The 13,437-nt window shown below is 72.0% G+C and carries 16 protein-coding genes; 6 read left to right on the top strand and 10 right to left on the bottom strand.

Features of this window, described 5'->3' with window-relative positions:
• Positions 1-32 precede the first annotated feature (32 nt).
• Genes HN031_RS17370 through HN031_RS17355 form a run of 4 tightly spaced genes read left to right on the top strand, consistent with a single transcriptional unit; the run spans position 33 to position 2,767 of the window.
• Positions 33-887: a PPK2 family polyphosphate kinase gene (locus HN031_RS17370; RefSeq protein ID WP_172273020.1), complete on the top strand. Its 855-nt coding sequence runs from the start codon at positions 33-35 to the stop codon at positions 885-887.
• The gene (locus HN031_RS17365; protein WP_172273017.1) at positions 884-1,684 is read left to right on the top strand and encodes a HipA family kinase; all 801 of its coding nucleotides are present in this window, start codon (positions 884-886) and stop codon (positions 1,682-1,684) included. The genes HN031_RS17370 and HN031_RS17365 overlap by 4 nt, the downstream gene beginning before the upstream one ends.
• Positions 1,684-2,055 carry a DUF3037 domain-containing protein gene (locus HN031_RS17360; RefSeq protein WP_216652594.1) on the top strand — a complete coding sequence of 124 codons (372 nt, stop codon included), beginning with the start codon at positions 1,684-1,686 and terminating at the stop codon, positions 2,053-2,055. Before HN031_RS17365 ends, HN031_RS17360 begins: the two co-directional genes overlap by 1 nt.
• Before the next feature lie 16 nt (positions 2,056-2,071).
• A complete protein-coding gene (locus tag HN031_RS17355) occupies positions 2,072-2,767 on the top strand; it encodes a DNA alkylation repair protein (protein WP_172273011.1) in 696 nt (231 codons plus the stop codon).
• A 113-nt stretch (positions 2,768-2,880) separates the two neighbouring features.
• Here the strand turns inward: HN031_RS17355 and HN031_RS17350 are convergent, their stop codons facing one another.
• The 5 genes from HN031_RS17350 to HN031_RS22390 form a co-directional block, all read right to left on the bottom strand.
• Positions 2,881-3,624 (bottom strand): sirohydrochlorin chelatase, encoded by a 744-nt coding sequence (locus HN031_RS17350; RefSeq protein WP_172273008.1) that lies wholly within the window; start codon positions 3,622-3,624, stop codon positions 2,881-2,883.
• A gap of 99 nt (positions 3,625-3,723) precedes the next feature.
• A complete protein-coding gene (locus HN031_RS17345) occupies positions 3,724-4,467 on the bottom strand; it encodes a phosphoadenylyl-sulfate reductase (RefSeq protein ID WP_172273005.1) in 744 nt (247 codons plus the stop codon).
• The gene (locus HN031_RS17340) at positions 4,464-4,628 is read right to left on the bottom strand and encodes an Insertion element protein (RefSeq protein ID WP_172273003.1); all 165 of its coding nucleotides are present in this window, start codon (positions 4,626-4,628) and stop codon (positions 4,464-4,466) included. Before HN031_RS17340 ends, HN031_RS17345 begins: the two co-directional genes overlap by 4 nt.
• Before the next feature lie 12 nt (positions 4,629-4,640).
• The gene (locus HN031_RS17335) at positions 4,641-6,359 is read right to left on the bottom strand and encodes a nitrite/sulfite reductase (protein ID WP_172273000.1); all 1,719 of its coding nucleotides are present in this window, start codon (positions 6,357-6,359) and stop codon (positions 4,641-4,643) included.
• Positions 6,360-6,434: 75 nt separating this feature from the next.
• The gene (locus HN031_RS22390) at positions 6,435-6,524 is read right to left on the bottom strand and encodes a putative leader peptide (RefSeq protein WP_363321295.1); all 90 of its coding nucleotides are present in this window, start codon (positions 6,522-6,524) and stop codon (positions 6,435-6,437) included.
• 191 nt (positions 6,525-6,715) lie between these two features.
• Here HN031_RS22390 and HN031_RS17330 point away from each other — a divergent pair, with 191 nt between their 5' ends.
• Complete coding sequence (locus HN031_RS17330; RefSeq protein WP_172272997.1) at positions 6,716-8,152, top strand: glycine hydroxymethyltransferase; 1,437 nt, start codon at positions 6,716-6,718, stop codon at positions 8,150-8,152.
• Here HN031_RS17330 and HN031_RS17325 read toward each other — a convergent pair.
• Together HN031_RS17325 and glgA are read right to left on the bottom strand one after the other, a co-directional pair.
• Positions 8,145-8,816, bottom strand: a complete 672-nt coding sequence (locus HN031_RS17325; RefSeq protein WP_216652524.1) for a hypothetical protein — start codon at positions 8,814-8,816, stop codon at positions 8,145-8,147. The two genes, HN031_RS17330 and HN031_RS17325, sit on opposite strands and share 8 nt — an antisense overlap.
• A 174-nt stretch (positions 8,817-8,990) precedes the next feature.
• Positions 8,991-10,178: a glycogen synthase gene (gene glgA / locus HN031_RS17320; RefSeq protein WP_172272994.1), complete on the bottom strand. Its 1,188-nt coding sequence runs from the start codon at positions 10,176-10,178 to the stop codon at positions 8,991-8,993.
• A 61-nt stretch (positions 10,179-10,239) separates the two neighbouring features.
• On the opposite strand from glgA, the gene glgC reads away from it, so the two are divergent.
• The gene (gene glgC, locus HN031_RS17315; RefSeq protein WP_172272991.1) at positions 10,240-11,493 is read left to right on the top strand and encodes a glucose-1-phosphate adenylyltransferase; all 1,254 of its coding nucleotides are present in this window, start codon (positions 10,240-10,242) and stop codon (positions 11,491-11,493) included.
• Here glgC and HN031_RS17310 read toward each other — a convergent pair.
• From HN031_RS17310 to HN031_RS17300, 3 genes are read right to left on the bottom strand one after another with little or no spacing between them, the layout of a single operon-like run.
• Positions 11,490-12,719 (bottom strand): DUF6596 domain-containing protein, encoded by a 1,230-nt coding sequence (locus HN031_RS17310; RefSeq protein ID WP_172272988.1) that lies wholly within the window; start codon positions 12,717-12,719, stop codon positions 11,490-11,492. The two genes, glgC and HN031_RS17310, sit on opposite strands and share 4 nt — an antisense overlap.
• Before the next feature lie 4 nt (positions 12,720-12,723).
• On the bottom strand, positions 12,724-13,077 hold the full coding sequence (locus HN031_RS17305; RefSeq protein WP_216652523.1) for a YciI family protein: 354 nt from the start codon (positions 13,075-13,077) through the stop codon (positions 12,724-12,726).
• Positions 13,074-13,433 (bottom strand): YciI family protein, encoded by a 360-nt coding sequence (locus HN031_RS17300; RefSeq protein ID WP_172272985.1) that lies wholly within the window; start codon positions 13,431-13,433, stop codon positions 13,074-13,076. Before HN031_RS17300 ends, HN031_RS17305 begins: the two co-directional genes overlap by 4 nt.
• Between the last annotated feature and the right edge of the window lie 4 nt (positions 13,434-13,437).

Below are 13,437 nucleotides of genomic sequence, written 5' to 3'. Positions count from 1 at the left end.
GCGAGCCTCGGCCGGTGGGCCATGATGTGCCCATGACGACCTCCGCGATCGCCGACGCCGTACGCCTCGCCCCGGGGCGGGTGGACCTCACCGCCATCGAGACCGACGCGGCGCCGGGCTTCGACGGCAGCAAGTCCGACGGCAAGGCGGCCCTCGCTGCCATGGCGCCCGAGCTCGCCGACCTGCAGGAGCGGCTGTGGGCCGAGCGCACCGCCGGCTCCGAGCGTCGGGTGCTCGTCGTGCTGCAGGGGATGGACACCAGCGGCAAGGGCGGCGTGCTGCGCCACACCATCGGCCTCGTCGACCCGCAGGGCGTGCGCATCACCAGCTTCAAGGCGCCGACGGAGGAGGAGCGCGCGCAGGACTTCCTGTGGCGCATCGAGAAGGGCCTGCCGGCTGCCGGATACATCGGCGTCTTCGACCGCTCGCACTACGAGGATGTCCTCATCGCGCGGGTGCGCGGCTTCGCCGACCCCACGGAGGTCGAGCGCCGCTACGGCGCGATCAACGAGTTCGAGGCCCGCCTGGCCGACGAGGGTGTCTCCATCATCAAGTGCATGCTCCACATCGGTGCCGACGAGCAGAAGGTGCGGCTCGCTGAGCGGCTGGCGAACCCCGAGAAGCACTGGAAGTACAACCCCGGCGATCTCGACGAGCGCGCCCTGTGGCCGGCCTACCGGGAGGCCTACGAGGTCGCGCTCGAGCGCACCAGCACCGACGTCGCCCCGTGGCACGTCGTGCCCTCGGACAAGAAGTGGTTCCGCAACCTCGCGGTCGGCCAGCTGCTCCTCGACACCCTCCGCGGGCTCGACCTGCAGTGGCCGGAGGCGGACTTCGACGTCGCCGCGGAGCAGCAGCGCCTCGCCGAGGAGGCCCCGGTCCGGTGAGCGCCACCGCACGTCCCGGCGCCGCTCCCGCCGGGCTCCCGACCGTCGCGGTCACCCGCTACGTCACCCCGCTCCGCGAGGGCGGCAGCCTGCCCGGCGTCGTCGAGGGCGACGACCTCGGCACCTACGTCTGCAAGTTCCGCGGCGCGGGCCAGGGCGCCAAGGTGCTCGTCGCCGAGGTCGTGGTCAGCGGGCTCGCCACCCGGCTCGGCCTGCGCACCCCGCGGCTCGTCGTCCTCGACCTCGACCCCGAGCTCGCCCGCTACGAGGCGGACGAGGAGGTCCAGGACCTGCTCAACGCGAGCGTGGGGCTCAACCTCGGCATCGACTTCCTGCCCGGCTCCTTCGGCGTCGACGGCCAGGTCAGCGCGGCCGACGACGAGGGGGCCCGGGTGCTGTGGCTGGACGCGTTCACTGCCAACGTCGACCGCTCGTGGCGCAACCCCAACCTGCTGATGTGGCACGGCGACCTGTGGGTCATCGACCACGGCGCGTCGCTCTACTTCCACCACGGCTGGCGCTCGGGCGTCACCGACCCGGCGAGGTTCGCAGCGCAGCCGTGGGACGTCGGCGGCCACGTCTTCGAGACCTGCACCCGGCGGGCGCGCGAGCTGGACGAGGAGCTGTCCGCCCTGCTCGGGCCGGAGGTGTTCACCGAGGTCCTGGCCGAGGTGCCCGACGTCTGGCTGGAGCCGGTCCCCGGCGCGGAGACCACCGACGCGCTGCGGGCGGCGTACGTCGACTTCCTCACCGCCCGGCTCGGCACCCGGCAGTGGCTCCCGGAGGCGGCGTCGTGATGGCCTACCAGTACGTCGTCCTCCGGTGCGTGCCCCGTCCCGACCGCGAGGAGTTCCTCAACGTCGGCGTGGTGCTGCACTGCCAGTCGTCGGACTTCCTCGATGCCGACTGGTCCGTCGACGCCGACCGGCTGCGCGCGCTCGACGCCCAGCTCGACGTCGACCGGGTCTGCGAGGCCCTGACGTTCGTCGACCTGGTCTGCCGCGGGGACGAGCGCGCCGGCGAGGCGGCGCGGCAGTCCCTCGGCCAGCGCTTCGGCTTCCTGAAGGCACCGCGCAGCACCGTGCTCCAGCCTGGTCCCGTCCACGGCGGGATGACGCAGGACCCGGCCCGTCAGCTGCGGCACCTGCGCGAGCGCCTGGTCGGCTGAGCCGGGGCGCGGCGCGATGACGTACGTCGGTGCGGTCCGTGCCGCGCTCGCCGAGGTCGGAGACCCGGAGCGGGCGGCGCAGCAGCAGGCCTACATGAAGTCGGACCTGCCCTACGTCGGCCTGGGCTCACCAGAGCTGAAGAAGCTGCTGCGGCCGCTGCTGCAGGAGCACAGGTTCGTCGACCGCGGGTCCTGGGAGGCGGCGGTCCTGGAGCTGTGGGAGGACGCGGCCCGTCGCGAGGAGTGGTACGCCGCGATCGCGCTGCTGCGGCACCGCGCGTACCGCGGGTGGCTCGACCCCGACCTGCTGCCGCTGCTGGAGGAGCTGGTGCGCACCGGCGCGTGGTGGGACGTCGTGGACGAGATCGCCGGTCACGTCGTGGGCCACGTGCTGCTCGAGCACCGCCCCGACGCGACGCCGGTGATGGACGCGTGGTCCGTGGACGCCGGCAGCCTGTGGGTCCGGCGTACGGCGATGCTCGCGCAGCTGCGGCACCGCGAGGACACCGACACCGCCCTGCTCGCCCGCGTGCTCGTCGCGAACCTCGACGACACCGCCTACGGCCGGGAGTTCTTCGTGCGCAAGGCGCTCGGCTGGGCGCTGCGCCAGCACGCGCGGACCGACCCGGACTGGGTCCGCGCCTTCGTCCGGACGCACGACGACCGGCTGAGCGGGCTGTCGCGCCGCGAGGCGCTCAAGCACCTCGGCTGACGTCATGGCGACGGGTCGCCGGAGCGACCAGCCCCCATGACGTCGGGCGCGAGCGTCATGGCAACCGGTCGCCGGAGCGACCAGCCGCCATGACGTCAGGCGACGAGAGGACCTCAGACGGGGACGAGCTCCACCGCGCCGACGGCGTAGCGAGCCAGCACGGCCCGCGCCACGGCGGGGTGGGCGCCCAGCGGGTCGGAGACGGCGACGGCGCCGGCCTCGACGGCGAGCTCGGTGGCCCGGTCCGGCAGGCGGCCGGGGGCCAGGAAGAACGACGCGACCGCGATGTGGCGCTTGCCCTCGGCGCGGAAGGCGCGCACCGCCTCGCCGGCGGCCGGGGGAGCGGCCGACGCGAACGCCGCCGTGACCGGGAGCCGGTGGCGGGCGCCCCAGGTGCGGGCGATCCGGGCGACCGCCTGGTTGGCGAGCGGGTCGGACGAGCCGGCCGCGGCGAGCACGAGCGCGTCGAGCTCCCGGACCCGCGCGGCCTTCAGCGCGTCGCGCAGGCGGACGTCGAGGACCTCGAGGAAGGCGGCCTCCATGCCGAGGATCCGGCTGGCCTGGATGCGGACGCCCTCGTGGCGGGCCATGGCCGCCGCGACGGCCTCGGGGACGTCGACCTTGGCGTGGTAGGCCTCGGTGAGCAGGAGCGGGACGACGACGATCTCGTCATGGCCGGCCTTGACCAGCCGGTCGACCACGGTGTCGAAGCTCGGCTTGGAGAGGTCGAGGAACGCCGTCTCGACCCGGAGGTCGGGACGCATGGCCTTGACCTCGGCGACGAGCGCCTTGATCGTCGCGGCTGAGCGCGGGTCCCGGCTTCCGTGGGCCAGGGCAACCAGAGCAGGAGCAGCCATCAGGGGTGCCTCCGATCGTGCGTAGTGGTGCGGTGGTGCTGGGTGGGCTCGACGTCGTTGTCGGTGTTCGGGGGTGCGGTCGTGGAGCCGCGGGGTGGCCTAGGCATGGATCCCGCACTCCGTCTTGGTGGTGCCGGCCCACCGACCGCTGCGCGGGTCGTCGCCGGGGGCGACGCGGCGGGTGCAGGGCCAGCAGCCGATGCTGGGGTAGCCGTCGTGGAGGAGCGGGTTGACCAGCACGCCGTTGTCGACGATGTAGCGCTCGACCTGCTCGTCGCTCCAGCGGGCGAGGGGCGACACCTTGACCTTCCCCTTGCGCGCGTCCCAGCCGACGACCGGCGCGATGACCCGGTTGTGGGTCTCGGCGCGGCGCAGGCCGGTGGCCCAGGCGTCGTAGCGCGAGAGCGCATCGTTGAGCGGCGCGACCTTGCGCAGGGCGCAGCAGAGGTCCGGGTCGGTCTTGTAAAGGTCCGTGCCGTGCTCGGCGTCCTGCTCGGCCACGGTCTGCTTCGGAGTGATGGTCAGCAGGTTGACCGGCAGCGTCGCCTCGACGGCGTCGCGGGTGCCGATGGTCTCGACGAAGTGGTAGCCGGTGTCGAGGAAGACCACGTCGATGCCGGGGGCGACCTTCGACGCGAGGTGCGCCAGCACGGCGTCGCCCATCGAGGAGGTGATGGCGAAGCGGTCGCCGAACGTCGCGACGGCCCACTCGATGATGACCTCGGCGGGCGCCAGCTCGAGCTCGGCGCCGACGTGGGAGACCAGCTCGCGCAGCTCCTCCGGCGTACGTCCCTCGGTGTGGGTGCCCTTGAAGGCGCGCGCGGCGCGGGTGGAGAGGCTCACGGGGCACCTCCCTCGGTGCGGGGGTCGCGGATCATCCCGGTCATCTGCACGGTGAACCCGCGCAGGCACGAGCGGCACTCCCAGGCACCCGCGCCCTCACGGGGGAACAGGTTCTCGTCCCCGCAGTAGGGGCAGTGGAAGGGCTGTGCTCTCTCAGACATGGGCGCGCCTGGTCATGCCGGGACCGGCTCCGGCTCGCCGCGCAGCAGCCTCTCGTCGGCGCGCGCGACCCAGTCGGCGAAGCGCTCGCCGTCGGTGCGGTCCCCGAGGTACGCCGAGACGACCGCGGTGACGTAGTCGTCGAGGCCCGCGCTGGTGACCTTGTGCGCCCGCAGCTTGCGACCCATGACGGGGTTGAGCCCGAGGGCGCCGCCGAGGTGAACCTGAAAGCCCTCTACCTGCTGGCCGTCGGCGTCCATGACGAGCTGGCCCTTGAGCCCGATGTCGGCGACCTGGGTGCGGGCGCAGGCGTTGGGGCAGCCGTTGACGTTGACCGAGATCTGCGTGTCGAGGTCGGGGAAGCGCTTCTCCAGCTCGGTGACCAGGCGGCGCGAGCGCTCCTTGGTGTCCACGATCGCCAGCTTGCAGAACTCGATGCCGGTGCAGGCCATCGTGGAGCGGCGCCAGTTGCTCGGGCGGGCGGTGAGCCCGATCTTCTCGAGGTCGTCGGCGAACCGCTCGGTGTCCTCGGCGGCGACGCCGATCACCACCAGCTTCTGGTAGGCGGTCAGCCGCGCGCCGCCGGCGCCGTACGCGTCCACGAGGTCGCCGAGCGCGGACAGCGTCGTGCCGTCGATGCGGCCGACCACGGGCGCGGCGCCGATGTAGAAGCGGCCGTCCTTCTGCTCGTGGATGCCGATGTGGTCGCCGGGCGTGACCGGAGCCGCGGGGGAGGGGTTGTCGACGAGCGCGCGGTGGAGGTACTCGTTCTCGAGGACCTCGCGGAACTTCTCCTTGCCCCAGTCGGCGAGCAGGAACTTCAGGCGGGCCTTCGAGCGCAGCCGCCGGTAGCCGTAGTCGCGGAAGATGCCCGCCACGCCCTCCCACGCGTCGGCCACCTCGTCGAGGGGGATCCACACGCCGAGCTTGTGGGCGAGCATCGGGTTGGTGGACAGCCCGCCGCCGACCCACAGGTCGAAGCCGGGGCCGTGCTCGGGGTGGACCGTGCCGACGAAGGACACGTCGTTGACCTCGGGCGCCACGTCGTGGCTGGGGTGCCCGGTGAGCGCGGTCTTGAACTTGCGCGGCAGGTTCGAGTACGCCGGGTTGCCCAGGATGCGGCGCTTGATCTCGGCGAGCGCCTCGCTGCCGTCGATGATCTCGTCCTTGGCGATGCCGGCGACGGGCGAGCCGAGGAACGGCCGCGGGCTGTCGCCGCACGCCTCGAGCGTGGTGAGGCCGACCGACTCGAGCCGCTCCCAGATCGCCGGGACGCTCTCGATCTCGATCCAGTGGTACTGGATGTTGTTGCGGTCGGTGATGTCCGCGGTGTTGCGGGCGTACGACGTCGAGCACTCACCGAGGGCGCGCAGGGCCGGCCCGTCGAGGATCGCTCCGTCGGTGCGCACGCGCATCATGAAGAATCGGTCGTCGAGCTCCTCCTCCTCGAGCTGCGCGGTCTTGCCCCCGTCGAAGCCGGGCGCACGCTGCGTGTAGAGGCCCATCCACCGGAACCGGCCGCGCAGGTCCGCGGGATCGATCGAGTCGAAGCCGCGGCGCGAGTAGGTGAAGAGGATGCGGTCCCGCACGTTGAGCGGGTCGTCGTCCTTCTTGGACTGCTCGTTCTTGTTGAGCGGCTCGGTGTAGCCGAGCGCCCACTGGCCCTCGGCGCGCTTGGGGCGCGGGATCTCGGTGCTCTGGGCGGCCTGGGGCTTGAACCGGAGGTCGGGCATGGTCAGGAATATCCTGTTCGCTGAGGAGTGCCGCGCGCGACGTTGAGCGCGGAGAAGACGTGCTGGGGGGCGGCGTCAGCGATGCCAACAGGTCGCGCTGCCCACGCGCATGAGGTCGACATGACGTCGGACCACGAGGTGCGCGTGGGTGGAGGCGGTGACCATGTCAAGAAGTCTCAGTCACTGGACACCGGTTCCACAAGGCGAAATCTTGTCATGTGAGATGGCGCTCCGACATGTGAGACGGCGGGGGCTGGCGACGCTTGTGGAGGACCACTGGTGCGGTCCAGGTCACACCGTCCGCGCCCGCGCGACCTCGTACGTCGGTCCGCGACGTGGCCTCTAGGCTGTGGCGCATGACGGACTCCCTGATCAGCAGCGCGTACTCCCAGGCCCTCGAGGTCATCGCCTCGGTGGAGCCGCGGATCGCCGAGGCCACCCGCCAGGAGCTCGCGGACCAGCGCGGATCGCTCAAGCTGATCGCGTCGGAGAACTACGCGTCGCCGGCCGTGTTGCTCACCATGGGCACCTGGTTCAGCGACAAGTACGCCGAGGGCACCGTCGGGCACCGGTTCTACGCCGGCTGCCAGAACGTCGACACGGTGGAGGCGCTCGCCGCCGAGCACGCCCGCGAGCTGTTCGGCGCGCCGTATGCCTACGTCCAGCCGCACTCGGGCATCGACGCCAACCTCGTCGCCTTCTGGTCGATCCTGGCCAACCGGGTCGAGACCCCCTACCTGCAGAAGCTGCAGACCAAGAACGTCAACGAGCTCACCGAGGCCGACTGGGAGACGCTGCGCCACGAGTTCGGCAACCAGCGCCTGCTCGGCATGTCCCTGGACGCCGGGGGCCACCTCACCCACGGCTTCCGCCCGAACATCAGCGGCAAGATGTTCCACCAGCAGCAGTACGGCACCGACCCCGGGACGGGGCTCCTCGACTACGACGCCGTCGCCGCCAAGGCCCGCGAGTTCAAGCCGCTCGTGCTGGTCGCCGGCTACTCCGCCTACCCCCGCCGGGTGAACTTCGCCAGGATGCGCGAGATCGCCGACGAGGTCGGCGCGGTGCTGATGGTCGACATGGCGCACTTCGCCGGCCTGGTGGCAGGCAAGGTGTTCACCGGTGAGGAGAACCCGGTGCCCTACGCCCACATCACCACCACGACGACCCACAAGTCGCTGCGCGGGCCGCGCGGCGGCATGGTGCTGGCGCAGGAGGAGTTCGCCGCCGACGTCGACCGCGGCTGCCCGATGGTGCTCGGCGGCCCGCTCTCGCACGTGATGGCCGCCAAGGCCGTCGCCTTCGCCGAGGCCCGCACCACCGAGTTCCAGGGTTACGCGCAGAAGGTCGCCGACAACGCCAAGTCGCTCGCCGAGGGCTTCCTCAGCCGCGGCGCGAACCTGGTCACCGGCGGCACCGACAACCACCTCGTCCTGCTCGACGTGTCGTCGTTCGGGCTGACCGGCCGCCAGGCCGAGTCCGCGCTGCTCGACGCCGGGGTGGTCACCAACCGCAACTCGGTCCCGGCCGACGCCAACGGCGCCTGGTACACCTCCGGCGTCCGCCTCGGCACTCCCGCGCTCACCACCCGCGGCTTCGGCCACGACGAGTTCGACACGGTCGCCGACCTGATCGTCGACGTGCTGAGCAACACCGAGGCCGGCACGACCAAGGCCGGCGGCCCGAGCAAGGCGTCGTACGTCCTGGGCGACGGCGTGGCCGACCGCGTCACGAAGCGGTCGGCGGAGATGCTCGACAAGCACCCGCTCTATCCAGGGCTCGTCCTCAGCTGACGCGGCCGACCGCGCGGCCTGTGGGGAACCTCGTCCACTCGGGGGTGAGGTTCAGCTGCCAGTTGCGCCAGCCGAGGTAGATCCACCACGCGAAGTGGGCGATCCCGAGCAGGATGGCGCCGACGGCGGCGACCCAGGCGCCGAGCGGCCACAGGACGAACGCGGTGACGCCCGCGGCGACGATCGTGTTGACCGCGATGATGAAGACCCCGGAGCTGGCCGCGACGTGGCTCGCGCTGCGCGCCGGCCCCATCGTGTAGGTCTGGGCGATGCCGGCCTCGTCGTCGGTGAGGCCGGTGATGAAGTACGGCTCGAGGCCGGGGTCGATGTCGAGGTAGCCCGCCCGCAGCCGGTTCATCCCCTTGACGAACATGTAGTCCTCCTGGCTCGCGTTGTGCACGCGGAAGGCCGTGAGGGTGCCCGTGGTCAACAGGGTGAGGCCGAGGACGATGGCGAGGAACCGGAAGGTGTCGGTGTAGCCCACGCTCTGCCCGACCAGCGCCAGGAACAGCAGGCTGGCCGAGGTGAACATCAGCTGGGCGGTGATCCGGCCCATCACCTCGTTCCACGTCTGGCTGCGCACTGCGAGCAGCCCCCAGTGCTCCGTGGCGAGGATCTGCGCCCGTACGGCGGGTGGCACGGGCTCGGGGACCGGCTGGCTCATGGCGCCTCCTCCGGTCACGGTAGACCCACGCGGGGGTGGGCGGCACCCCTCCCGAAGCGGTGTCCCGCTCGCGTCATCCACAGGACCGGCGTACGGACCGAACGCACGTCCGGACGGCCGACCTAAACGTGCACGGCCAGCCGCAACCGTCGTTCGGTCCGTTGGTCCGCGCGCCTAGGCGAGCGAGCGGTAGAGGTCGACCGTGCGGGATGCGATCGAGCCCCAGCTGAAGGACTCCTCGGCGCGCCGGCGTCCTGCCTCGCCGAAGGTACGCGCGCGGTCGGGGTCGCTGACGGCGTCGGTCAGGGCGGCGGCGAGGTCGGCGACGTACTGCTCGGGGTCGAGCGGCGTGCCGGTGCCGTCGGTGGCCTGCTCGATGGGAACCAGCCAGCCGGTCTCGCCGTGCACCACGACCTCCGGGATCCCTCCGGTCGCGGTCGCGACGACGGCGGTCTCGCAGGCCATCGCCTCGAGGTTGACGATGCCGAGCGGCTCGTAGATCGACGGGCAGGCGAAGACGGTCGCCGCGGTGAGCAGCGCGACGACGTCGTGCCGGGGGAGCATCTCGGCGATCCACACGACGCCGGACCGCGTGGCCGCGAGGTCGTCGACGAGCCCGCGGACCTCGGCCTCGATCTCCGGGGTGTCCGGCGCTCCCGCGCACAGGACGAGCTGGACGTCCTGCGGGAGCGCGGCGGCCGCGCGCAGGAACAGCGGCAGACCCTTCTGGCGCGTGATCCGCCCGACGAAGATCACGCTCGGGCGGTCCGGGTCGACGCCGAGCTCGCGGACCCGGTCGGGGTCGGGCGCAGGCGACCACTGCGTGGTGTCGATGCCGTTGTGCACGACGTGGACCCGCTCGGGGTCGACGGACGGATAGCTGCGCAGGACGTCGTCGCGCATCGCCGCGCTGACGGCCACGATGCCCGCCGCGTGCTCGTACGCCGTCCGCTCCACCCAGCTGGACAGGGCGTAGCCGCCGCCGAGCTGCTCGGCCTTCCACGGCCGCATCGGCTCGAGGGAGTGGGCGCTGACGACGTGGGGGATGTCGTGCATCAGCCCGGCGAGGTGACCGGCCATGTTGGCGTACCACGTGTGGGAGTGCACGAGGTCCGCCCCGGCGCAGTCGTCGACCATCGCGAGGTCGACGCCGAGCGTGCGGATGGCGGCGTTGGCGCCGACCAGCGACTCGGGCTCGGCGTAGGCCGTCGTGCCGGCCTCCGACCGCGGCGCCCCGAAGCAGCGCACCCGGGCGTCCACGTCGGGCAGCACCCGCAGCGCGCGGACGAGCTCGGCGACGTGCACGCCGGCGCCGCCGTAGACCTCCGGTGGGTACTCCTTGCTGAGGACGTCGATGCGCATGAGCCGAACGTAGCCTGAAGGGAGGTCGACCCGCGCCCCCGCGGAGGGCTAGTTTCGAGGCATGGCAGCCACGCCGAGTCGCAAGAAGGTCCTCGCCGTCGTCCTCGCAGGTGGTGAGGGCAAACGGTTGATGCCGCTCACCGCCGACCGGGCCAAGCCCGCGGTGCCGTTCGGGGGGATCTACCGGCTCATCGACTTCGCCCTGTCCAACGTCGTGAACTCCGGCTACCTCAAGGTCGTCGTGCTCACGCAGTACAAGTCGCACAGCCTCGACCGGCACGTCACCACGACGTGGCGGATGTCGAACCTGCTGGGCAACTACGTCACCCCGGTGCCGGCGCAGCAGCGCGTCGGCAAGCGGTGGTACCTCGGCAGCGCCGACGCGATCTACCAGTCGCTCAACCTGCTCACCGACGAGCAGCCCGACATCGTGGTCGTGGTCGGCGCCGACCACGTCTACCGCATGGATTTCTCCCAGATGGTCGCCGACCACGTCGAGTCCGGCGCCGGCTGCACCGTCGCCGCGATCCGCCAGCCGATCAGCCTCGCCGACCAGTTCGGCGTGATCGACGTCGACCCGGGCAACCCGCAGCGCATCCGCGCGTTCCTCGAGAAGCCCACCGACCCGGTCGGCCTGCCCGACGCACCGGACGAGGTGCTGGCCAGCATGGGCAACTACGTCTTCGACGCCGACGCCCTGCGCGACGCCGTGACCCGTGACGCCGAGGCCGAGCAGTCCAAGCACGACATGGGCGGCGACATCGTGCCGTGGTTCGTCGACAAGTCGGAGTCCGCGGTCTACGACTACAAGGACAACGAGGTCCCGGGCGCGACCGACCGCGACCGCGGCTACTGGCGCGACGTGGGGACGATGCGGTCCTACTACGCCGCCCAGATGGACCTGGTCTCGCCGCTGCCGGTGTTCAACCTCTACAACACCGCCTGGCCGATCTACACCAGCTACGGCCCGCACCCGCCGGCCAAGCTGGTCGAGGGGGCCAGCGGCGCGCAGGTGTCGACGTTCAACTCGATCCTGTCGCCCGGCGTCGTCGTCAGCGGCGGCACGGTCAACCAGTCTGTGCTCTCGCCCGCCGTGTGGGTCAAGGACGGCGCGGAGGTCTCCGACTCGGTGCTGATGGACGGGGTCCGCATCGGCGAGGGCGCCGTCGTGCGCAACGCGATCATCGACAAGGGCGTCGTCGTCCCGCCGGGCGTGCACATCGGGGTCGACCAGGACGCCGACCGGGCCCGCGGGTTCGTCGTCGACGAGGGCCTGACGGTGCTCTCCAAGCAGCAGCCGGTGCCCGAGGGCTAGGGCAGGTCGGCGCGACGCCCGACGAGGAACTCCCGCTCGACGTCGTTGCGGCACGCCGCGATCGCCTGGTCGTACGCCGCCCGCGCCGCGTCGACGTCGCCGGTCCGCGCCAGCAGCTCGGCCCGCACGGCGGCCGGGCGGTGGCTGTCGGGGATCTCGAGCCCCTCGAGGGCGTCCAGCCCGGCCGCGGCTCCGCGGTCCTCGGCGACGGCCACGGCACGGGCCAGCCGCGCCGACGGCGAGGGCGCGACCTGCAGCAGCAGGTCGTAGCACTCGACGATGCGGTCCCAGCGGGTGTCGGCGGCGGTCGGCGCGGTGGCGTGCTCGGCCGCGATCCGCCCCTGGAGGACGTACGACGCCGCCAGCGGGCTCAGTGGTCCGGCGAGGCTCGGGTGGGCGAGGAGCCGGGTGGCCTCGGCGACCTCGTCGTGGTGCCACCGGGTGCGGTCCTGGTCGGTGAGCAGGACCAGGTGGCCGTCGCGGACGCGGGCGTCGCGGCGCGAGTGCTGGAGCAGCATCAGCGCGAGCAGCGCGACCAGCGCCGGCTCCTCGGGGCGCAGGCCCAGCACCACCCTCACCAGCCGGATCGCCTCACCCGACAGCTCGGCGCGCAGCAGGTCGGGCCCGGTGCCGGGGGAGTAGCCGGCGGTGAAGGCGAGGTAGGCGGTCTGCGCGACGATGTCGAGCCGCTCGGGCAGCACGGAGGAGTCGGGCACGGCGAAGGGGATGCCGGCGCCGACGATGCGCTTCTTGGCGCGGGTGATCCGGGCGGCCATGGTGGGCTCCGGCACGAGGAAGAGCCGCGCGATGTCGGCGGTGGGGACCCCGAGCACCAGCCGCAGGCTCAGCGCCCCGGCGGACTCCGGCGCGAGCGCCGGGTGGGCGCACATCAGCACCAGGCGGAGCACGTCGTCCTCGACGAGGCTGCCGGCGTCGGCCATCGTGCGCGCCCCTTCCTGGTGGTGCTCGGCGTCGGTGAGGAGGACGGGCAGCTTGCGACGCGCCACCTCCTCGGTGCGCAGCCGGTCGAGCACCCGTCGTCGCGCGGCGGTCATCAGCCAGGCGGCCGGGTTGTCCGGCACCCCGTCCTCGGGCCACCGGCGACTGGCCGACTCCACCGCGTCACCGAGGGCGTCCTCGACCAGGTCGAGCCGGCGGAACTGCGCCAGGAGCAGGGCCACGAGCCGGCCCCACTCCTGGCGCACGACCTGTTCGAGATCGGTCACCGGATCAGTACGGATCCACGGCCGGCGAGATCTGGATGTCGTAGGCAGGGAGGATGCCGAGCAGCTCGACGAGCACGTCGAGGTCGGGGGCCTCGATGAGGTAGAAGCCACCCATCGCCTCGATCACCTCGGCGTACGGCCCCTCGGTGAGGCTGGTGCGTCCTCCGCGCGTGCGCACGGTGGTCGCGTGGCTCGGGCCGGCGAGGGCCTCACCGGCGAGGATCGTCACGCCCACGCGCTCGCGGCAGGCCTCGTCGAACGCCTCGAACTGGCGCATGACCTCCTGCTGTTCCTCCTCGGTGTGGTCGGGCCATGCCTTCAGCTCGCCGTCTCCGATCAGCAGCACCAGGTACTTCACGACGCTGCCTCCTCGCCGGTGATCTTGCGGTGGACCTCCACGGCGTCTCCCGTGGTGGCGAGGATCCGGCACACCGCCATCAGGTCGTCGAGGTCGTCGGTCCGGACCTCGTAGTAGCCGCCGAGCTGCTCGGTGGTCTCGGTCCAGGGTCCGTCGGTGACGGTCTCCGCGTGGGGCGCGATGGACTTCGCCTCGGACGCACGCGGCAGCTCGGCCCCACCGATGATGGTGTGTCCGCGCCGCTCGAGCTCCTCGGTGAAGCGCCCGTGCACGTCGTAGGTGGCCTTCTTCTCCTCCTCGGGCGTGTCCCACCACGCCTCGGTGTCACCGAACAGCAGCACGATGTAGTCGGTCATGTTT

It is taken from the genome of Nocardioides sp. zg-1308 (assembly GCF_013155375.1).
GTDB lineage: Bacteria > Actinomycetota > Actinomycetes > Propionibacteriales > Nocardioidaceae > Nocardioides > Nocardioides renjunii.
This window is presented reverse-complemented; position numbering and strand designations above follow the sequence as displayed.